Origin of the sequence: Pedobacter sp. KLB.chiD, assembly GCF_047040275.1 — a bacterium.
Taxonomy (GTDB): domain Bacteria; phylum Bacteroidota; class Bacteroidia; order Sphingobacteriales; family Sphingobacteriaceae; genus Pedobacter.
Genome location: NZ_CP178207.1, coordinates 3,104,362 through 3,127,249, shown reverse-complemented (window position 1 = coordinate 3,127,249; position 22,888 = coordinate 3,104,362). Strand labels below are relative to the sequence as shown.

Annotated in this window: 12 protein-coding genes; 9 read left to right on the top strand and 3 right to left on the bottom strand. The window is 43.3% G+C overall.

Annotated features, from left to right (window positions below; translation table 11 throughout):
• Positions 1–4: 4 nt before the first annotated feature.
• Both ACK1I8_RS12795 and ACK1I8_RS12790 read right to left on the bottom strand, forming a co-directional pair.
• A complete protein-coding gene (locus tag ACK1I8_RS12795; RefSeq protein ID WP_412465762.1) occupies positions 5–2,575 on the bottom strand; it encodes a hypothetical protein in 2,571 nt (856 codons plus the stop codon).
• A 12-nt stretch (positions 2,576–2,587) separates the two neighbouring features.
• Positions 2,588–4,318 carry a hypothetical protein gene (locus ACK1I8_RS12790; protein ID WP_412465761.1) on the bottom strand — a complete coding sequence of 577 codons (1,731 nt, stop codon included), beginning with the start codon at positions 4,316–4,318 and terminating at the stop codon, positions 2,588–2,590.
• Positions 4,319–4,921: 603 nt separating this feature from the next.
• On the opposite strand from ACK1I8_RS12790, the gene ACK1I8_RS12785 reads away from it, so the two are divergent.
• The 3 genes from ACK1I8_RS12785 (at position 4,922) to cysC (ending at position 7,545) form a co-directional block, all read left to right on the top strand.
• Complete coding sequence (locus ACK1I8_RS12785) at positions 4,922–5,899, top strand: methyltransferase domain-containing protein (RefSeq protein ID WP_412465760.1); 978 nt, start codon at positions 4,922–4,924, stop codon at positions 5,897–5,899.
• Between the two features lie 185 nt (positions 5,900–6,084).
• Complete coding sequence (locus ACK1I8_RS12780) at positions 6,085–6,924, top strand: phytanoyl-CoA dioxygenase family protein (RefSeq protein WP_412465759.1); 840 nt, start codon at positions 6,085–6,087, stop codon at positions 6,922–6,924.
• A 63-nt stretch (positions 6,925–6,987) separates the two neighbouring features.
• Entirely contained in the window at positions 6,988–7,545 is a 558-nt protein-coding gene (gene cysC / locus ACK1I8_RS12775) for an adenylyl-sulfate kinase (RefSeq protein ID WP_412465758.1), read from the top strand.
• Between the two features lie 98 nt (positions 7,546–7,643).
• Here cysC and ACK1I8_RS12770 read toward each other — a convergent pair whose 3' ends face one another.
• Positions 7,644–8,147 carry a hypothetical protein gene (locus tag ACK1I8_RS12770; RefSeq protein ID WP_412465757.1) on the bottom strand — a complete coding sequence of 168 codons (504 nt, stop codon included), beginning with the start codon at positions 8,145–8,147 and terminating at the stop codon, positions 7,644–7,646.
• A gap of 122 nt (positions 8,148–8,269) precedes the next feature.
• Between ACK1I8_RS12770 and ACK1I8_RS12765 the strand changes: the two genes are divergently transcribed.
• From ACK1I8_RS12765 to ACK1I8_RS12740, 6 genes are all read left to right on the top strand, one after another.
• Positions 8,270–8,956 (top strand): aspartyl/asparaginyl beta-hydroxylase domain-containing protein, encoded by a 687-nt coding sequence (locus ACK1I8_RS12765; RefSeq protein WP_412465756.1) that lies wholly within the window; start codon positions 8,270–8,272, stop codon positions 8,954–8,956.
• Positions 8,957–9,892, top strand: a complete 936-nt coding sequence (locus tag ACK1I8_RS12760) for a hypothetical protein (RefSeq protein WP_412465755.1) — start codon at positions 8,957–8,959, stop codon at positions 9,890–9,892.
• Between the two features lie 707 nt (positions 9,893–10,599).
• The gene (locus ACK1I8_RS12755) at positions 10,600–11,154 is read left to right on the top strand and encodes a phage tail protein (RefSeq protein ID WP_412465754.1); all 555 of its coding nucleotides are present in this window, start codon (positions 10,600–10,602) and stop codon (positions 11,152–11,154) included.
• Positions 11,155–11,205: 51 nt separating this feature from the next.
• Positions 11,206–12,357 carry an ABC transporter substrate-binding protein gene (locus ACK1I8_RS12750; protein ID WP_412465753.1) on the top strand — a complete coding sequence of 384 codons (1,152 nt, stop codon included), beginning with the start codon at positions 11,206–11,208 and terminating at the stop codon, positions 12,355–12,357.
• Between the two features lie 3 nt (positions 12,358–12,360).
• Positions 12,361–13,287 carry a methionyl-tRNA formyltransferase gene (locus tag ACK1I8_RS12745; RefSeq protein ID WP_412465752.1) on the top strand — a complete coding sequence of 309 codons (927 nt, stop codon included), beginning with the start codon at positions 12,361–12,363 and terminating at the stop codon, positions 13,285–13,287.
• Positions 13,288–13,325: 38 nt separating this feature from the next.
• On the top strand, positions 13,326–22,886 hold the full coding sequence (locus tag ACK1I8_RS12740) for an MBG domain-containing protein (protein ID WP_412465751.1): 9,561 nt from the start codon (positions 13,326–13,328) through the stop codon (positions 22,884–22,886).
• Positions 22,887–22,888 lie beyond the last annotated feature (2 nt).

Sequence of the window (22,888 nt, the reverse complement as noted above, 5' to 3'; positions counted from 1 at the left end):
TAGTTTAGGCTAGGTTAAAATTTTGTAGCATGTTTTCTGCAAATCGTTCTTTGCTCAAACGCGAGAACGGAGCCTCACCGAAAGCGATCTTGTAGCCGATGGTCATCGGGATGGCACAGAGCAGGCAGGTGAAGTCCAATATACTCAGTTCAGCGTGGCTGATTTTGCGATAGATCGAAGAAAGTAACGGAATTTTGATCTCGGCATTGAGCATGCCCTTAATTAGGTCGATACTTTTGATGATCAGGTCAAAAAGCCAGTTGATAACTTCTTCAATCAATTCAAAAACCACATCCAGCATGATGGCTGCGAATTCTTTGATAAGCGCTCCTAAGGTAATCTGAGAGGCCAGGAATTTTTTTAGCAGGTCGCCAAGTCGTGTCATCACCGGATCCTTTGCAGAGGTATCCATGTTGGCCAGTGCCTCGCGGTCTACCCCGTTGGCGGTGCTAGGTTTGGTATTGAAAAGTAGCTCTTGTTTGCTGCCGACCCAGTTGGTTCTGGAGTCGAGTTTATCATTGTGTCCGTTGATCTTCTCCTTTGGCAAGTCGTTAACGGTATAGCTGGGAGTGCCAAGATTGCGCAGCGCAATGCTCGCCCTGCGGTGCCAATCCTGTACCTGTCCAACCGCTAGTGCACGCAATTTTTCTACGCCGGGTTTTAGGCCTTCAATGGCTTGGTTGGCGGTTAGCTTCAGCGCGTCTTTGGCATCAATGATGTCCTGCCAGGAAAATAGAAAAGAAAGGTAATCTACCAGGTCTTTGAACAACACTCCGATCTTTTCCCATACACGTTCCAGGAACGAGAATACATCGTTTAAGGTGTCGCCGATCCATTGATAGAGCTTATTACCGATTTTCAGCGTGAACTTCCACGCCTGTTCTGCCTTTTCGACAATAAACTCCTTGACCGTGATAAATCCTTTTTTGATACTAAATAACAGGTCCTGCAGTCCTTCGCCAATACTCTCCCAAAAACCTAATTCCTGCCCATGGTGTACGGCTAAAGCTGCTTGAATGTTTTGATTAGTTGTCAACGTACTGGTTGCGCTCGCCACCTGTGACAGAAGTTCATGGTCGATATGGGTGGGTACCAATAGCTCTCCGTTCTGCTTGCGGGCATTGCGCAAGTCTTCGGCAGAGCTGATCTTTTCGCCCAATGCAGTACTTACCGGATGTCCGGGGTTGATATGTAGCTCTTGTTCAAATAACCCAGAGCTGATGACCAGTTCAGGAAATGCCAGCGAATCTAACGGGCACATGATATTCAAATAAGAAGCATAGGGGATAGGCAATGGTACGCCTGCCTGCAATTGATATTTAATATCATCGAGATAGATAAAAGTATTGGCTTTAGACGTAAGGTTTATATTTTCTTCGATCTTGTTTTCCAAATCATGTTTCTCAAAATATAAATCCAGGGTATAGGTGTTGATTAGTCGGGAACTTGACAGATCAGCGATGCCTAACAAATGTTCGTGCCAACAACCCGAAACGGCATCTTGCCAAATTTCAGTAAGCTTGCCTCCTTTGCTTTGGTCGAACAAGAAAAGATGATTGGACAAGTGTTCCCCGCGAAGTGAAGAAAAGCGATCGGTATCGCCGTGCATGGCCACCGGCTCACTCCAGATCCGTTTTTCATGGTCTGTTTCTCTGCGTATCAACTTAAGCTGACGGCTTTTGTTATCCAAAGCCCACACACTTATCGCGCCATCTTCCTGCGACACGTCGAGTTGCGAAAACTCAAAATCGTTGCCACAGATTTCCACTGCCTTGCTGCGTGCATCTTTATAATGAGTGATACTGGAACCGGCGACAAAAAGCTGATCGTTCTCGCCCACATTCTTGAGTACAAAAAAACAATTCGGCCGATAGTTGGGCATAAATCTCTGCTGAAAAATCTCTTTCTCGCCGGCAGCTGAAAATCCCTGGAAAAGCATCGTTCTTTTTCCCTTCAGATCGTAAAGCGAAAATACGCCTTGATGGCCTCGCCAAGTTCCTAAAGTAAGCTGTAGAATACGGTCATTGTTTTCAGGCAGGTGGAATGCCTTGATCAAACCGTCATCTCCGATTAAATGATATTTGGCGTCAGTTTTAGGTTTGTCTGAGCTAAATAGTATACCAACATCACTAATAGATATACTATGCAGTGTCCGCTCGCGGTCTTCTAGCTGATAAGATTGGTATGCCAGGCCGTCCATGGGTGTATTCTCTGCATCGAGTACAACATGTGAGGAAAGCCACAAGCTGTTCTCCTGGCCAGTTTTGGCAGCGTAAGCAATGCGTATCGCATTAACTGTATCTTGGTGCAACACGTCAAATGCAGTTACCTGTTGCCCCTTAACAGAGAGGCGTAGTTGTGTCCATGCATCTCCTTCGGCATCGGTTCGGGTGAGCAAAATCAGCTCGTTCTGCTTATTGATCACAAATACCAACACTTTGTCGTTCACGGTCCCGATTACTTTGATATCAGCACCTAAATCTATGTTACTCTCGGCAACATAGTTTTCCATAAATTCACTTTTATATTTCAACAAAACCTTTGGTCCATTGAGTTCGGTATATTGATTTTCCATAAATATTAATGATTATTGATTAGAAAGTGGAACATAACTAATATCGAAAAGGACGACATCACTGTCATTGAGTTCTCCGGTGAGCAGGCGGACATTCAAAAAGGTGTATACGTTTGATGCCGGAAGTATCAAACGATCAGAGAATTTGTTGAGTTCGTTGAAGGCGGTGTTTTCTAACTGCTTACTGATACGGGTAGTGAAATTTGTGTTATACATCTTTTCTAATTCATTGACACGTCTGACCATATTTGACATGCCTAGCCAAACCTTATCAAAAAAGCCTTTCTTGTTATACTCAGGTTCTTCGGTGTCACGTGCCAAAACTGGCGGCTGATACCCCCCGGATTCTACCGTTGCGATGATTTGTCCATAATGTGCAGCAGTTAATTCCACTACCAGCTTGCCAACTTTACCCTTTTGTCCATTGACCTCGAACTTGCCAGAGGTCGAAAATTTCTGATTGACACCTACGGTACCCACCAATGCTTCTAATTCATCGTGCAGGCTAGCGTGAATGCTGATTTCATATTGAATGGATAGCGAACGTTTTAAATCATCGCTTTTAATGCCGGTTCGGGCAATAGTGATCTCCATATTATCGGCATAGTAAAGATCGAAAGACTTCGCTGTATAGTTCGTACCCGATTTGATGCTTAGCCCCGGGACAAAGTCGCAAAATGCATCCAATACAGTTTGGTTGATCCGAGCCAGGTAGGTTTTTTCAAATACTCTGAAATTTATGCCGATCAGCCCGTTAACTGTTTCGTCTTTAAGATGTACAGATTCTATCAAGCTTTTGTCAATACGTCCGCCCTGTGGTAAGCTTGGGAACTCCTGACCGCCGGTAAGCATCAAAAAATTGAAAGCCGAAGCTCGGTCAACTTCGCTATGGGAAGTAGAGTAGGAAACACCGGTAGGCTCCAACATAGCCGTACCGGTATCTTTCAGTTCCGCCTGCTGTACTGCATAGCCCAGTATGTAAGGGTTATCGTTATTTTGCCCAAGTCCGCGAAAATAATTGCTGACAACCAGTTGTAACCAGGCATTGAGTTCCGGATCTTTACTCATTTTACTTTCGATCGACACATAGTTGGCAATATCTGCTTTTGCAAAGTTCAGGAGGATAGATTCTACGGTAAAATCTTCGGTAATATGTGCGGTGAACTTTGGATCTGCTTTGATGTCTTCTTTATCCACCTGGCGTTTAGATACCGGCACCACGAATGTGTAAGTAAGGTTACGGATATCATACTGCTGTTGCCGTTGACTGTTACGGTAGGTGACTTGGCCACTATTGAGTATAAAACTAAACAATAGTTCACTGGTGCGTCCCGGTAGTACGCTTATCTTGGGAGGGTCGATAGTGGCTTCGATCAGTAGATGGTAGCCGGGAGCCGTTGTTTTTTCGGCTTCGGCAATTTTGGCCCTCGTAGCGATCCGTTGCGCTACAATCGACTCCCGATCTGCGTTTGGTTCTTCCAAAAGCTCCCCAAGTCGATCCAAGTGCGCCTTGAGCTCGATCAACTGGTTATTGCCGCTTTGGTCTAACCATAATTTTTTTTGCTGCTCGAAATCACTGTCCCTATGGTTACGGCGCAAGGTGCCTGTAAGATCACTGAGGATCTTCCAGTCGCGGTCAAGTAGCCGGTCTAGGTATAGTTGCTGCATTTCTGCATTGATCTTGCTCTCCGAGAGCGACAGTACCATGTCGTACTGCCCTAAGAGTGTGTTGGGTGTTTCCATACTTGGTGGTTTACTTAGATATGATGAGTTTTTTGGGAAAAGACATTTTTCTCTGACAGCATTAATACCATTGTGGTATTGCACACTGACTTTGTCTGATGACAAATTGGTTGGAAGAATAGACGAGTGTCCATCGATGGTGAGAGCAATAGTTTTCAATGAGAGTGTGGTTAATTTTCATTAAAGCTATAAATTTTTGTTGATGAAAATGTGTAAAAATTATGTGATCAGGTACTTTTAGTTGGTTTGACGTGCCACTTCACTGAGCGAGCATTAGCTGGTAGATAAAATGTGGGACTTAACTAAAATGGGATTGAATGGATACAGGCTTGTATGGCCGTTGGTATGTAAGCTATGAAAGAAATAAAAATGAGATGCCAGATCGGATAATATATAGTATTCACATTGAGCATCCATAGGCCTTTCCAAGGTACTGATATATCATACAACACACCTGTGCTTTGAAATGGAAAACAAGCAGAGTTGATGGTAAAAAAGGATAAGCAACGATATATTTAGTAACTTAATAATCGGATAACCGATCTGAACTGAATTTATTCTTTAGTTTAGCTTTTACTTTTCAGCATGATATAAAGAAAACAAATGGAATTAACGACTCAACAACTTAATGAAAGTATTTATGATGCAACTAATGCCTTACTTTTTGAAGAAGACTATTTGCATATCAAAAATGCGATTGACCAGCTCCATGTGCTTTTTTCAGGCGCAACCGGCGTGAAAGCAGGTAACATTACGGACGAAGATATTTATCTGCCAAATGGTAAGGCCGTTTCAACAATTAAAGCCGCGCATTGTCTTAAAGAATTAGAACGTACACGCAGATTTATCAGAGGCATTAATCAGGCAATTGAACATTTATCAGATACAATACAGGGGCGTACCCTCAATATATTATATGCCGGTTGCGGTCCTTATGCCACATTGCTTACACCGTTAACCCCCAGATTTACTTCAGCGCAAATCAATTTTATTTTGTTGGATATCAATTCTGATTCCTTGGCTGCAGCAAGGGGGTTGTATGAACAATTAGGCCTGTCAGAGTATGTGATCGACTATGTTTGCACCGATGCCACTACTTATAGATTTCCCCATAATGTTCAAACAGACATGGTAATTTCGGAAACCATGTTAAATGCTTTGAGGAAAGAACCACAGGTGGCCATCATGAACAATTTAATTCCGCAGATGCGTAAGGATGCTATTTTCATTCCGGAACAGATAATCGTTGAAGCAGTATTAACCCGATGGAAAGAAGAATACAATAGTTTTACCATCAAGGATTATCAGCCAAAAAGGATAAACTTAGGGGAGGTATATTGTGCCAGCCGTGAATTCAAGCTTCCACATCCAGTGGTGATACAGGTACCTGCTTCTGAAACCCATAACCGGCTTGATTTATTTACGGAAATAACGGTGTTTGGGAGAGAGGTGCTCACCACCTACAACTGCAGCTTAACCTTGCCATTAGCCATCTGTAAGTTAGAAAATCAAAAGAAGGATATGGCAATTACATTTGAATATGTGATGTCTGATAAACCTCGCTTTGCTTATAAATACTAAACTATGTTTACAACACGATGTGTAACGATAACAAACAGATAGTCAAATCCACTACTTTCAAATCCGTTCAGCCTGCAGGAAGTTTTGCATACTGCTCTTATGTTAGTAATTACAGGGTTTATCATAGCCGTCAGCAATCTCAGGCAAGTATTAATCAGGATTTTTTCAGGATTGAAAAAGTATTTTTGTCCTTTTTTGACATCGGAATATTTGAAACTTACGATTTTTTATATGGTCACTGTCAAAGCGATGATGAATTTAAGCAATGGATGATGCTTCGAATGGGTGAGAATGCCTATTCGGAAGCTGTTGAAAAATTTAATTCCTGGTGTGAATATGCGGTAGATACGTCTGAAGAGGTTTTTTCAAAGGTATTAAATGCTGATCAAATGAAATTCTGGGATAAAAATGGCTACCTTAAGATACCTGGTTTGGTTAGTGAAGATGATTGTAATCATGTGGTTGATGTCATTACAGCAATGCTCGGAATAAATCTGGAGCAACCATCTAGCTGGTACGGCCAAAATGACTTGCTTCAGGGTATAATGTTACAGCTTTATCAGAATGAACATATTGCCAAGATCAAAAACTCTGACTTCATCAGGCAGGTATTTGCACATTTGTATCAAACAAATGCTATTGTAGCAAATACAGAGAAGCTCGGGTACAATCCACCTGAAACAGACAGTTTTCATTTTCGCGGTAGTCCTCTACATTGGGACATAGATTTTTCCAGAGGCCTTGAATATTATATTCAAGGCTTGGTTTACCTTAATGATGTACCGGAAGAAAGAGGGGCATTCAGCTTAGTTCCTGGTTTTCATCATGAAATTGATTCTTTTTTGCAAACGTATGCAAATCCCGATCAAGCGATTGGTGTTTTAAGGCAACAAAATCGCCAAATTGCTGTAGCAGGAAATAAAGGTGATTTAATTTTATGGTTACAAGCACTTCCTCATGCTGCAACTGCAAACCGATCTGAGTATCCCCGATTTGTACAATACATCAGCTTTACAAAACTTTAATCCTGTTATTAGATTTTAAGATGATTAAAGTATTTATTAATCTCATTATAAAATAAACAAAGAATGCTCTTAATACAATTTACAGGCTTATCCGGCGCAGGCAAAACTACACTTGCGCAATTGGTTGACCAACGGCTTACGGCCCTTGGTTATTCCATTATGTTAGTTGATGGCGACACTTACCGTAAAACATTGAATCATGATCTTGGCTTTTCAAAAGCTGATCGGCTTGAAAATATCCGTCGTCTTGGTCATGTAGGCTATGAATTTGTACAGCAGGGTACTATTGCGCTCATTGCAGCGATTAATCCATATGAGTCTGGCAGGCAGAAGCTTCGGGAACTTTACAATGCTAAAACAATCTGGGTTGATTGCCCGATTCCTCAGCTTATTCTGCGTGATACGAAAGGGTTATACCATAAAGCACTTTTGCCGGATGGACATCAGGATAAATTATATCATTTTACAGGAATTAATGATGTATTTGAGGATCCTTTAGTAGTGGATTTATACCTCAATACGCAACAACTTACTGAAGAAGATGCTTGCAGTCAATTAACTCATTTTATTCTCTCCCAAGTTCAACAGATTACGGACCCTAATGAAAATCAACACATTTAATAGCAACTCCTGATCGATGAGGGATCAAGGAAATGTATGACGGCTATGATTGCAAATCCACAGCCAAACATATTAAAATTTGGCAGGGAGGTAAATATCTATTCGGGTCTATGTGTGCAAAGCCACTTTTGCATAACAGGGTAAGGATTTAATCCATGAATTTTCGCCTGATTTTCATCATAAGTCATTCCAAGCCATTGGAGCATGGGAATACCTATAAATCGGCCTTCGTTAAAGTTTTCAATGATTGATTTTGAACCATTTTTATAGCCATGTTCATGAAATACGAAAGTGGCCTCAATTCCCAAATAAATGCAGGCTGCGTAAGACCAGCCAATAGCCATAAGCTCACCACCCTGATGTAAGTCGCTACTTTCAAGATTGTCGCTCATCTCATTTCTTATGGCAGGTGGCATGCAGGCCAGATGCCCGGCCTCATGTAAAATATCGCCTGGGTAGAGTAGTTTTTCCCGGTCTATAACCAGTGTCCCACTACTTAATTTTAGCCCTGGCAAAAAGGTATCTTCCAAAATAGGTTCGAGAACATATCGAATACCTATTTCGTCAAGAAAAACAAGGATTTTGCTAAAAAGATGTTGCATAATTTTGTATACTTTAGGCTAATTCAGGTTTTTATTGCAACCTGAGAAGTTTTGCCTATAAATTTTATCAAAAGATTTGCATACTAACAAACATTGGTTAATATTACAAAAAATTATCTAAATTGACCAGATATCTTAAATTCGCCCGACAGTACGATGTTAAAGTGTTACAAAATGAGCTTTTAACTGCCATGGAGTCTCAATGGCAAGATCATTTCAACCGGAACGATTACCGTGGCAGATGGCAAAGCATTTCCTTACAATCAGCGAGTGGTAAAACGAATGATATTTCAGCTAATTACGGTGTTGAAGGATATCGGGAAACCCCTCTTTTAAAGAGGCTCCCATATATCAAGTCTATTTTGGATGAGTGGCAGGGGCCAAAAGAGGCTATCAGGTTGCTGGCCCTACATCCGGGAGCCGAAATTAAGCCACATAGAGACAGGGGATGTAATTATCTGAATGGTGTATGCCGGATCCATATTCCTATTCAGACCAATGCCAAGGTACAATTTACAGTCGGAGGCACGGAACTGAATTTGGATGCGGGAAGCTGTTGGTATATCGATTTTGATCAGATCCATTCCATTATAAATAATGGTGAAAACATTCGGATTCATCTGGTGATTGACGGCATACGCAATAATTGGACGGATGAATATTTCGCTGCAAACGGTTATGATTTTGAAGCTGAGCAAAAAGAAAACAAGGTGGATAGGGAGAGTGCCTTACAGATTATATCAGAACTAGAGCGTTTAGGTACACCAATATCGAAGCAACTTATTGCCGATCTTAAAAGGAGCATTTAAATGACAAGCCTGCTCAATTGGGTCCCTTATCAACTTCAGCAACGGAAAAATGATTGGCGACTGGACTGGATGGATATGAAAGAGCACCATATTCAGGAACCTTTTTTCGATGAAACTATTAGCCTTTGTTTGATGAAAATGAGGGAAAGGAGTACTTATAAGCCTTTAAGTAATATGGAATTTTTACTGGAAGCTGCCTTAAAAGTTGATCATATTGCACCAACAGCTTTTATATTTCATGTATCACGCTGTGGTTCTACCTTACTATCCCAAGCCCTGTCTACCGATTCACTTAATATGGTTTATGCTGAAGCTCCGTTGCTTGATCAAATTTTAAGGGCACCTTTTCAAGATAAAAACTCGAGAGGTGACATTGAAAAGTGGTTCAAGGCAGCGCTGAAAATTATGGGGCAGCAACGCAAATGCAGTTACCAGCAACTCTATATCAAACTGGATAGCTGGCATGTTCACTTTTACCCTTTACTACGGAGATGGTTTCCCCGCACCCCCTTTTATTTTTTGAGCAGGGAACCGGATGCCGTCATTGCATCACACAAGAAAAGGAGAGGGCTGCACAGTATCCCGGGCATTATTCAAGAGCACCTACTTAAGGTTCAATTAAATACTAAGCATTATGAGGATTTTAATCTTTTTACTTCGGAGGTACTAACGCAATATTACCTGGCTATGCAAGGGATTGCGATACGTAAAAATCCGCTCGATTATTTTTTTGACTATAGCTGGGGAATATCAGATCTGGTGGCACATTTTTTTTCATCCATTGGCATTATTTCGGACAAAGAAAACGAAATGATGAGAAGGTTTAGCTATCATAGTAAATATCCTGATCAGCCATTTACTGCAAAACAGGATATGGGTTGGGTGAACTATCCCAAAGCTAATAATGCTTATCGCAAGCTAATTGCTTCCTTATAGTTAAATCACATTTTAATATCTGGAGTGCTTGCTCATATAGGCAATGGGATCATCATTCTGTTGTATTATTATTTTTTTTAAAATGTAAAAGTAATCAGTTTTAAATATCTTGTTGTATTTAAAAATTATTTGATAATTGTCAATACAAATCATTGTTACAAAAAAGTGTATCCTGATGCATTACAGCCTAATGTTGTAACAAAATTTGGATTTTCGCTGCAAATACTTACTTATCGTAACGTTTTTCCCAATTTTTTGTTAGATATTTACATATCAAAACATCCCAAACCTAGATATATGAATCTTCAGAGGCGCTCTTACTCGAAGAAAAAGACTCGATCCAATAATGGTTGCATTGTGACTAATGCTAGTGATATGCTTTTAACTGCGGGTATACCAACAAATACATCTTTTGTAGGACTAAAAAAACAGGTTTTTTTAAGAAAAAATACTTTTGAGGGTTTAGATAGCCCAAACTTTCTAAATAATTTTGGTCTGGTAGCCATCACACATCAACGAGATTACCAATCCCGCACATTGTATCAGTATTTATCCAGGCCTGCGAAAGGTAATATTGATCAAATAATTTGATTCTACTATTATAACCTCAATTCATCGTAATGTCATGACCATTAAGACGATCAACGTCTTGATCAATTATGAGCCTAATTACTTAAACCAATTTTTAACCATATAAAAACAAAATTATGTCTACAGAACCATTTATTGGAGAAATCAAGATTCTAGGATTCTATTTTGCCCCGAGGGGGTACATGACCTGTGCCGGTCAGATTTTATCAATCGCCTCAAATACGGCTTTATTTTCATTATTAGGTACTACTTATGGTGGCAACGGACAATCCACATTCGCATTGCCAAATTTACAGGGGCGTGTGCCTATTGGCCAAGGTCAGGGGCCGGGTTTGCCTAATTATACGATGGGCGAAGCTGCTGGTGCCACCAATGTAACCATTTTAACATCGAATATGCCTCCGCATATCCATACTGTAAATGCATTAAAAGGTAGGCTTCAAGCTTCTTCAGATCCTGCAGACGAGTTGTCGCCTGATGGTACATTTCCAGCAACGGCTGTAACTGCTATGTATTCATCTGCTCCAACTGCTAACATCTATACTGGTGGTGTACAGCTATCAGGTACTACTGATATTACCGGTTCTGGTTTGCCTATTGCAACCATGAATCCTTATCTGGTGATCAATTATTCAATTGCTGTTCAAGGAATTTTCCCAAGCAGAAACTAAAAATATGAAAAGAGGATTCTTCGAAATCCTCTTTTTCTAAAACGCGTAATTATGCAAATAATAGGGATTTTATTACCCAGATCAACCTATTATCAAACTATTGGGTTTGATCTTTATGAAGGATTATGCTCTGGCTTAAAATATCAGGGGAGAAGTGATATCAAAATAGTTACCGAGAATATTGGTTTCGGTGCCGAAAAGCAGCAATGCTACCGGAGTGCTGAAAAGCTTTTGCTTGAAGAAAATGTTTCTATGGTGATTGCTTATATTGGGCACCGTATGGCGCAGTTGCTCAGACCACTTTTTCTGGCGGCGAATAAAATGCTGATTGTTCTGGATGCAGGTGCCAGTTTGCCAAACGAATGGCCATCGGTTTCTAATATTTTTTATCATTCCCTCCACAATGCTTTAGGAGCAGCGCTTGCCGCAAAACAAGCTGTAATGGATGGCCTAACATCAGGTGGTATGGTAACCGGTTATTATGACGGCGGCTATTTGCATACACATAGTATTTCCAAAGCTTTTGAAGATCAAGGTGGGCAAATCGCGTTTAATCATGCTACAGGCTATCGTCTAGATGATTTTACCATCGAACCGTTAAAAAATCATTTAGATCAATATCCTAATAGTGCTTTATTGAGCCTTTTCAGTGGCGATTTTGTGCAATGGTATTTTGATGGCATAAAGAAACACTTTAATGGACAAATATTTCCGGTTTACCTGCCTCCATTCGGATTTGAGGAAATGATGCTGAATGAGACCGAGCATCCTGGAAACCGCATAAAAGGAATTGCTGCCTGGTCGAAAACACTGGATTCGGAGCAAAATCGGATTTTTATAAAAACCATAACCGATGCAGGAAAGACACCCAACCTGTTTTCACTTCTAAGCTGGGAGAGTACATCCATTGTTTTAAAGGTTTTATCATTAATTGAGGAGCATAAAAAAAATATTTCCAAAATTGCTTCAGGACTACATTCATTTGAGTTCGAAAGTCCTAGGGGAACCATCCATTTTGATTCCAAGACCAATACTTCTATTGCACCGATGTTCCATGCGGCTATTGTTCCGAACGGTGCAGGTAAATGTGAAGTGCAGATACAAGGAACGGCAGAGGATGCTCCCAGTGACTTTAAAATAATATCCGCTTATGAACTGAACGATGCCATGTCTGCTTGGTACAACAGCTATACCTGCATATAATTCATGGAAACACAGAAAAAAATATTAGTACTATGTGGTGGCAAGTTTGCTTTTCCAGCATTAAATATACTCGCGTTTGAAAAATTTATTTGTGGCATAGGGATTGGCAAGGGGAACAAAACCATTGTGGATGCACTGGAAAAAGAAGCTGTAGAACATAATCTCGGGTTCAGGTCTTTTAAAGATAAGAATAGTATGGATGGAATGCAGGTTTGGATTAACAGTATCCAGCCTGATTACATCTTCTGCATCTCATTTCCTTTTTTACTGCCCGAAAGCGTTTTGGCCTATGGGAAGCACAGGTTTATTAATTTCCATCCCGGACCCTTACCGCAATACAGGGGACCAATGCCGATTTTCGAAGTATTGAAAAACATGGAATCGGAAACAGCTATTTGTACCCATTTTATGAATGACGCGTTTGATGAGGGCAATATCATTTTTAATGATCCTGTGCCTATTGAAGAAGGTGATACATTTGGAAAACTCACTATAAGGCTAAGTAAGCATACGGCGAATGTTGCACTTAACATGGCGAATATGCTACAGTTTGCAAGCATTATCCCAAACCAGCCACAGGATGAAACCTTATCGTCTTATTATGGAAATCCTGTCTTATCGGATACCTATATTAATTGGAACCGTATGACCGCCGAGGAAATTATGGCATTGGTTAATGCCTGTAATCCCTGGAACGTAGGCGCCGATGCAACACTGCAGGGAGAGCAGGTCAAAATTATTGAGGCCTCGATAATCGATGAAGCACATGATAGCCAATTAGGTACAATTGTATCATTTGATGGTCGAATAAAAATAGCCTGTAGGGATAATCAGCAACTTGCTGTTAACATCCTGAGTACCGATTATGGTATTATGACGGCGACCCAATATATCATGTTACACCCTGAAAAAAAGGATATTCCAAACTAGCCTTATATGTCAAATAATTCAGTAAAAACCATGGATTTATGAAAAAAACTTTTACACTAATTTTTACATTACTCCTTTGTTGTACTTACTTACAGGTAAATGCGCAATCGCAGTTTTGGAGTGATACCTTTGAAGATACAGGGGCCCCGAGTTCGGGTACAAGAACCCCTTCTATTGATATCGGTCGGCCTTCAGTTCCTTATGCTTATTACTTCATGAGGACCAATGGAACTGATCTAGCGTTGAATACACCTTTTCCTCCGGAAACCAATACAAGCTATCAAAATGTTCAAGGGAGTAAATTCTGGGCAGGAGAAGATACAGATAGGGCAAGAACGGGTACTACAGATGTCAATGATAAAATTCAAAGTATAACCTGGACAAATATTAATATTGCTGGAAAAACAGGTTTATCTTTCAAAGGATTATTTGCAGCGCTTCAGAGTCAAGGTTGGCAAAACCCAGATTTTGGGCCTTCTTATGATTTTTTATTAGTGGAATACAGTATTGATGGTGGAGTCTGGACGAAAGCTGGGGGATTTTATGGTGACAGATCCGCTGGAAATGCGGGTTTTATCCGCGAAGATACTGATAATGATAATTTTGGAGATGGAACCCTTTTATCAAGAACTTTTACTGAGTTTGTTTGGAACATAGCTGGAACTGGGACAACAATGTCACTTCGGTTTAGGGCAAGCGCCGATGCTACGGCCATACAAGAATTTGCGATTGACAATTTTCGTTTATTAGAAACGTTAAGCACAGTACCAACGGTAACGGCTTTGAGCCCGACCAGCGGGCCAACCGGTGGAGGCACCAGCGTGACCATTACCGGTACCAACTTCAGCGGGGCGACCGCAGTGACCTTTGGTTCTACGGCGGCTACAAGCTTTACCGTTAATTCGGCAACACAGATCACGGCAACTGCACCGGCAGGAACGGGTACGGTTAATGTCCTCGTCACGACATCAGGTGGCACTAGTGCGACCAGTGCCAGCAACCAGTTTACTTATGTCGCCGCCCCAACGGTAACGGCTTTGAGTCCAACCAGCGGCCCGACCAGCGGAGGCACCAGCGTGACCATTACCGGCACCAACTTCAACGGGGCGACCGCAGTGACCTTTGGTGCTACGGCGGCTACGAGCTTTACCGTTAATTCGGCAACACAGATCACGGCGACCTCACCGGCAGGAACCGGCACCGTTGATGTCCGCATAACGACATCAGGGGGCACCAGCGCGACCAGTGGCAGTGATCAGTTTACCTATGTCGCCGCACCAACGGTAACTGCTTTGAGCCCAACCAGCGGCCCGACCAGCGGAGGCACCAGCGTGACCATTACCGGCACCAACTTCAGCGGGACGACCGCGGTAACCTTTGGTGCTATAGCAGCTACGACCTTTACCGTTAATTCGGCAACACAAATCACAGCAACCGCACCGGCAGGAACAGGTACCGTTGATGTCCGCATCACTACAACAGGTGGCACCAGCGCGACCAGTGCCAGCGACCAGTTTACCTATGTCGCCGCACCAACCGTTACTGCCGCACGAATCAGTATCAGTGGCGCAAGTGGTTCTGGCGGTACATTCAAGATCGGAGATGTTGTAACCGCTACCTGGAACAATACGGCAAGTGGCGATAATAATTCGAATATCACAGCGGTAACAGTAAACTTTATCCAATTTGGAGGAGGTTCTGCAGTAACAGCTACCAACAATAGCAATACCTGGACAGCTACTTATACTATTGTAGCGGGCACTATAAATGCTACCAATAGAAATGTATCTGTAACGGCTACCAATTCTGTTGGCTCAAATACTACGGCGGATGATACCAATGCTACTGTAGACAATATGGCACCGACAACGGTGATCAGCAGTACAGCCGGTGTATCGGGCGGAACTACAAGTACCTCGCCAATTCCATTTACGGCGACCTTTTCAGAATCGGTAACGGGTTTTGTGGCAGGAGACATTACAGCAGGAAATGCCACGATCAGTGGATTTTCAGGAAGCGGAACCACTTATACCTTTAATGCTACGCCAACAGCTAATGGCGCGGTAACCATCAACATTGCAGCTAATGTGGCACAGGATGCTACAGGCAACGGAAACACGGCTGCCAGTCAGTTTTCTATTACCTATGCACAAACAGTCACAGCTGCTCCTGTAGTGACCGTACCTGCCAATGGCAGTTTTGTCAATACAACTACCCCAGCCTATACAGGTACGGCAGCAGCCAATGCTACCGTCACAGTTTATGTGGATAATTCCTTGTTAGGTACTACAACAGCCAATGCTAGCGGAAATTGGTCACTTACCCAGCCAACTGCATTGGGGCAAGGTTCGCATACCATTTATGCGACTGCGCAGGCGACTGGAAATGCAGTGAGTCCAAGCAGCAATACCAATACCTTTACGGTTGATACGAGCCGTCCATCGGTGGTGATCAGCAGTACCGCTGGCGCGTCAGGCAGCTCAACAGGCACTTCTCCAATTCCATTTACGGTGACCTTTTCAGAGCCCGTATCAGGATTTGTGACAGGAGGCCTTACCGTAGGCAATGCCACAATTAGTGGATTTTCAGGAAGCGGAACTACTTATACCTTTAATGCTACGCCAACAGCTAATGGCGCGGTAACGATCAACATTGCAGCTAATGTGGCACAGGATGCCGCCGGCAATGGCAATACCGCTGCCAGTCAGTTTTCCATCAATTATATGCAAGTACCATCACTCGTTTATGTTAATAAAAATGTAACAGGGGGTAATGGAAGTGGAGATAGCTGGGCCAATGCGATGGTAGAACTGGCTGATGCTTTAAAGCAAGCCAAAACCAATACCGCTATCAACGAAATCTGGGTAGCCAAAGGAACATATAAGCCTAAGTATAGCCCACAGGATGGCGCTAATTTCGGTACGGATCAAGGAAGGGATAACACTTTTTTACTGGTCAACAATGTAAAAGTATACGGAGGTTTTGCGGGAAATGAAAGTACATTAGGCGAAAGAGATTTAAGCATCGCAGCCAATGCCAGTATTTTGAGTGGCGATTTGGATAGCAACGATGGTGCTGACGGTACGATTAATGGTAATAATGCTTACCATGTGGTGTTAAGTGCCGGTTCGATGGGAACGGCAACTTTAAATGGCTTTACTCTTAAAGGTGGTAACGCGAATGGATCCGGCAATATTGCTGTAAATGCAAATACGATTGACCAGAACAAAGGCGGGGGATTGGCTGTAGTTCAAACGGCAAGCCTCTCATTAACGAACCTCAACATTACACAGAACAATGCAGGATCCGGGGCGGGTGTCTCTAATGTGAATTCAAATCCGGTGATAGAATTTGCCAGGATCTCCTACAATAAAGTATTTGGGGGCGATGGGGCGGGAATGGCCAATCGTTCTTCTAGTCCCAAAATAGTCAATTCCATTATCCATCATAATGGAACAGCGTACAGAGGTGGTGGTATCTATAATGACACATCTGCGCCAGTGTTGATCAATGTAACCATCGCCGATAACATGATCAGTTCGAATGGAAGTGGAGCAGGCTTAATTAACGATGGCGGTACCAGCACGGTTTACAATAGTATTATTTGGGCTGACAATCCAGCAAGTATTCAGGGTAATGCGGCTACCGTAAAAAACAGTCTTGTAAAAGGCGGTTACAATGGAACTAATGTGATTAATCAGGACCCAATATTTAATAATGGTGCGATCGGCGACTATACACTAGCAGTAAGTAGCCCGGCCATAAACAAAGGAGATAACTCCCTTTTTACAGGATTAGATGCCAACAGCAGAGACCTGGCGGGGAATGCAAGGGTGTATCAATACAACAGCAATGGGGCTATCGATTTGGGCGCTTACGAACTGCAAAGTGCTGTGAGTATACCAACAGTTACCTCTGTTTCTGTTCCTGTTAACCGGACTTACTTCATAGCTGATCCTTTAGAATTTACCATTAATTTCAGTGAGGCGATAATTGTTACCGGTAACAATGGGGTGCCTCAACTCGCACTTACAGTTGGATCAGTAACCCGTTACGCTGTATATGTGGCCGGATCAGGGTCTGCGGCTTTAAAATTTAGATATACGGTTGTCTCCGGTGATGTAGATAGTGACGGCATTACTGTAGGTAACTTATCTTTGAATGGCGGAACGCTCAAAAACGCCGTCGGGACGGATGCATCGCTTACTTTAAATAGTGTAGGCAGTACATCAGGTGTTTTGGTAGACGGTACGCCTATGGTTTCCCAAACGATCACTTTTGCAGCTATCCCCGCAAAAACTTATGGGGATGCAGACTTTGATCCAGGGGCAACCAGCGATAACACCAGCATTCCAATTACCTATACCAGTAGCAATACCAATGTAGCGACTATTGTGAATGGTAAAGTTCATATTATTGCAAAGGGAACTTCAACGATTACAGCCAGTCAGGCTGGAGATGCGACGCACAATCCCGCTTCAGATAAACAACAAACGCTTACCGTTAATGCAAAAGCAATCACGGTAACGGCCGCAGCGAAGAGCAAAACTTACGGTGATGCCGATCCTGCGTTGACCTATACCCTCGCTCCGGCACTGGTAACCGGGGACAGTTTCACCGGAAGTTTAACAAGAGTTTCGGGCGAGAATGTAGGTACTTATGCGATCAACCAGGGTACGCTTGCACTAAATAGCAATTACGCTTTAACTTATGTAGGTGCTGATCTGACGATCGGAGCAAAAGCGATCACGGTAACGACAGATGCGAAGACGAAGAATTACGGCGATGCCGATCCAGCCTTGACCTACACCTTCGCTCCGGCACTGGCAACGGGCGACAGTTTCACCGGAAGTTTAACAAGAGTTTCGGGCGAGAATGTAGGTACTTATGCGATCAACCAGGGTACGCTTGCGCTAAATAGCAATTATACTTTAACTTATGTGGGTGCTGATCTGACGATCGGAGCAAAAGTGATTACGGTAACGGCAGATGCGAAGAGCAAAACCTACGGCGATGCCGACCCTGCACTGACGTACCAGATCACTTCAGGCGCACTGGTAGGTGCAGACAGTTTCACCGGAAGTTTAACAAGAGCTTCGGGCGAGAATGTAGGTACTTATGCGATCAATCAGGGTACGCTTGCACTAAATAGCAATTACGCTTTAACTTATGTGGGCGCTGATCTGACAATCGGAGTAAAAGCGATCACGGTAACGGCAGCAGCGAAAAGCAAAACATACGGCGATGCTGATCCTGCGTTGACTTATACATTTGCTCCGGCACTGGCAACGGGCGATAGTTTCACCGGAAGTCTGACCAGAACACCAGGTGAAAACGTGGGTACCTATGCAATCAACCAGGGTACATTTGCACTAAATAGCAATTACGCTTTAACTTATGTGGGTGCGGATCTGACGATTGGTGCAAAAGCGATCACGGTAACAGCAGCAGCAAAAAGCAAAACCTATGGAGATGCTGATCCGGCATTGACTTATACCTTTGCTCCGGCACTGGCAACGGGCGATAGTTTCACCGGAATTCTGACCCGAGTACCAGGTGAAAATGTGGGTACCTATGCAATCAACCAGGGTACGCTTGCACTGAATGGTAACTACAATCTAACTTATGTTGGTGCTGATCTGACGATCGGAGCAAAAGCGATCACGGTAACAGCAGCAGCAAAAAGCAAAACCTATGGAGATGCTGATCCGGCATTGACTTATACATTTGCTCCGGCACTGGCAACGGGCGATAGTTTCACCGGAAGTCTGACCCGAGTACCAGGTGAAAATGTGGGTACCTATGCAATCAACCAGGGTACGCTTGCACTGAATGGTAACTACAATCTAACTTATGTTGGTGCTGATTTAACGATTGGTGCAAAAGCAATCACGGTAACGGCCGCAGCGAAGAGCAAAACCTATGGTGATGTCGATCCTGCGTTGACCTATACCCTCGCTCCGGTATTGGTGGGTACAGATACTTTCACGGGAAGTCTGACCCGAGTAACAGGTGAAAACGTGGGTATTTATGCGATCAATCAGGGTACGCTTACACTAAATAGCAATTATACTTTAACTTATTTGGGAGCTGATCTGACGATCGGAGCAAAAGCGATCACGGTAACAGCAGCAGCAAAAAGCAAAACCTATGGAGATGCTGATCCGGCATTGACCTATACTTTTGCTCCGGTATTGGTGGGTACAGATACTTTCACGGGAAGTCTGACCCGAGTACCAGGTGAAAACGTGGGTACTTATGCGATCAATCAGGGTACGCTTGCACTAAATAGCAATTACGCTTTAACTTATGTGGGCGCTGATCTGACAATCGGAGTAAAAGCGATAACAGTAACAGCAGCAGCAAAAAGCAAAACCTATGGAGATGCTGATCCGGCATTGACCTATACTTTTGCTCCGGTATTGGTGGGTACAGATACTTTCACGGGAAGTCTGACCCGAGTACCAGGTGAAAACGTGGGTACTTATGCGATCAACCAGGGTACGCTTGCACTAAATAGCAATTACGCTTTAACTTATGTCGGTGCTGATCTGACGATCGGTGTAAAAGCGATCACGGTAACAGCAGCGGCAAAAAGCAAAACCTATGGAGATGCTGATCCGGCATTGACCTATACCTTTGCTCCGGCACTGGTAACCGGCGATAGTTTCAGCGGAAGCCTGACCAGAATACCAGGTGAAAACGTGGGTACTTATGCGATTAATCAGGGTACACTTGCACTGAATGGTAACTACAGTTTAACTTATGTTGGAGCTGATTTGACGATCGGTGCAAAAGCGATCACAGTAACAGCAGCAGCAAAAAGCAAAACCTATGGAGATGCTGATCCGGCATTGACCTATACTTTTGCTCCGGTATTGGTGGGTACAGATACTTTCACGGGAAGTCTGACCCGAGTACCAGGCGAAAACGTGGGTACTTATGCGATCAACCAGGGTACGCTTGCACTAAATAGCAATTACGCTTTAACTTATGTCGGTGCTGATCTGACGATCGGAGCAAAAGCGATCACGGTAACGGCAGATGCGAAGACGAAGAATTACGGCGATGCCGATCCAGCCTTGACCTACACCTTCGCTCCGGCACTGGCAACTGGCGACAGTTTCACCGGAAGTTTAACAAGAGCTTCAGGCGAGAATGTAGGTACCTACGCAATCAACCAGGGTACACTTGTACTAAATGGCAATTACACTTTAACTTATGTGGGTGCTGATCTGACTATCGGTGCAAAAACCATTACGGTAACGGCAGCAGCGAAAAGCAAAACCTACGGTGATGCTGATCCAGCCTTGACTTATACATTTGCTCCGGTATTGATGGGTACAGATACTTTCACGGGAAGTCTGACCCGAGTACCAGGAGAAAACGTAGGCACTTATGCAATCAACCAGGGTACGCTTGCACTAAATAGCAATTACGCTTTAACTTATGTGGGCGCTGATCTGACGATCGGAGCAAAAGCGATCACGGTAACGGCAGCAGCGAAAAGCAAAACATACGGCGATGCTGATCCGGCATTGACCTATACTTTTGCTCCCGTATTGGTGGGTACAGATACTTTCACGGGAAGTCTGACCCGGGTACCAGGTGAAAACGTTGGTACTTATGCGATCAATCAGGGTACGCTTACACTAAATAGCAATTATACTTTAACTTATGTTGGTGCTGATCTGACGATCGGTGCAAAAGCGATCACGGTAACGGCAGCAGCGAAAAGCAAAACCTACGGTGATGCTGATCCGGCCTTGACCTATACTTTTGCTCCCGTATTGGTGGGTACAGATACTTTCACGGGAAGTCTGACCCGGGTACCAGGTGAAAACGTTGGTACTTATGCGATCAATCAGGGTACGCTTACACTAAATAGCAATTATACTTTAACTTATGTTGGTGCTGATCTGACGATCGGTGCAAAAGCGATCACGGTAACGGCAGCAGCGAAAAGCAAAACCTACGGTGATGCTGATCCAGCCTTGACCTACACCATCGCTCCGGCACTGGCAACGGGCGACAGTTTCACCGGAAGCCTGACCAGAGTACCAGGCGAAAAAGTGGGTACTTACGCGATCAACCAGGGTACACTTGCACTGAACGGTAACTACAATTTAACTTATGTTGGAGCTGATTTAATGATCGGTGTAAAAGCGATCACGGTAACCGCAGCAGCGAAGAGCAAAACCTATGGAGACGCTGATCCGGCATTGACCTATACTTTTGCTCCGGCACTGGTAAACGGGGATAGTTTCACCGGAAGCCTGACCAGAGTACCAGGTGAAAACGTGGGTGCCTATGCAATCAACCAGGGTACACTGGCCTTGAATGGTAATTACAGTTTAACTTACATAGGTGCAAACCTGAGCATAGGTGCGAAAACCATTACGGTAACGGCTGCAGCGAAAAGCAAAACTTACGGTGATGCTGATCCAGCCTTGACTTATACCTTTGCTCCGGCATTGGCAACCGGCGACAGTTTCAGCGGAAGCCTGACCAGAGTACCAGGTGAAAACGTGGGTACTTATGCGATTAACCAGGGTACGCTTGCACTGAATGGCAACTACAGTTTAACCTATGTTGGTGCGAATTTGAGCATCAGTGCGAAAACGATCACGGTAACGGCAGCGGCGAAAAGCAAAACCTACGGCGATGCTGATCCAACCCTGACTTATACCTTTGACCCGGCACTGGTAACCGGCGATAGTTTCAGCGGAAGCCTGACCAGAGTACCAGGTGAAAACGTCGGCACTTATGCCATCAACCAGGGCACACTTGCACTAAATGGCAATTACACTATTGCTTACATCGGTAGTAACCTGACCATTACTAAATCAGTATTGACGGTTACTGCTAATAATGCTGTGATGTGTCAGTCTGACGGGTTTCCGGCCTTTGGTGTAACTTATAGCGGTTTTAAAGCTGGCGATAATGAAAGTTCGTTAAGTACAAAACCAATAGTAAGCACTACTGCCAATAAAAATGTAGCGGGAAATTATGCTCTGGTAGCATCTGGAGGCGCGTCAAACAATTATAGTTTGGTGTATGTAAATGGTACATTAACCATTAATGCCGTTCCTTTGGTAAGTATAATTAGCACTAAAGGAACTGAGATCAGTAAAGGTGAAACAACAGTATTAACGGCCAGCGGAGGCACAGCGTATAGCTGGTCTACAGCAAGTGGTATCGTTAGCGGACAAAATACGGCTACACTCAATGTTCGTCCGTTGCAAACCACAACTTATACGGTCAGGGTTACCAATGCCAGTGGTTGTAATAGTTCAGCATCGATCACCATTAAGGTAAATGAAGATTATAAGTTGGTTGCCAATAATATCTTAACACCAAATGGAGACGGTGTAAATGATACCTGGATTGTACAGAACATTGATATGTATCCAAACAATGAAGTCCGGATTTTTGACCGCAATGGCAGAGAAATGTACAACAAAAAGTCATATGATAATAGCTGGAATGGAACTATCGGAGGAAATGACCTCGCAGAGGGCACTTATTATTATATCATTACTTATGGCCCAAATAAATTGGTTCAAAAAGGATTTATCACGATTATCAGAAACCGTTAAGA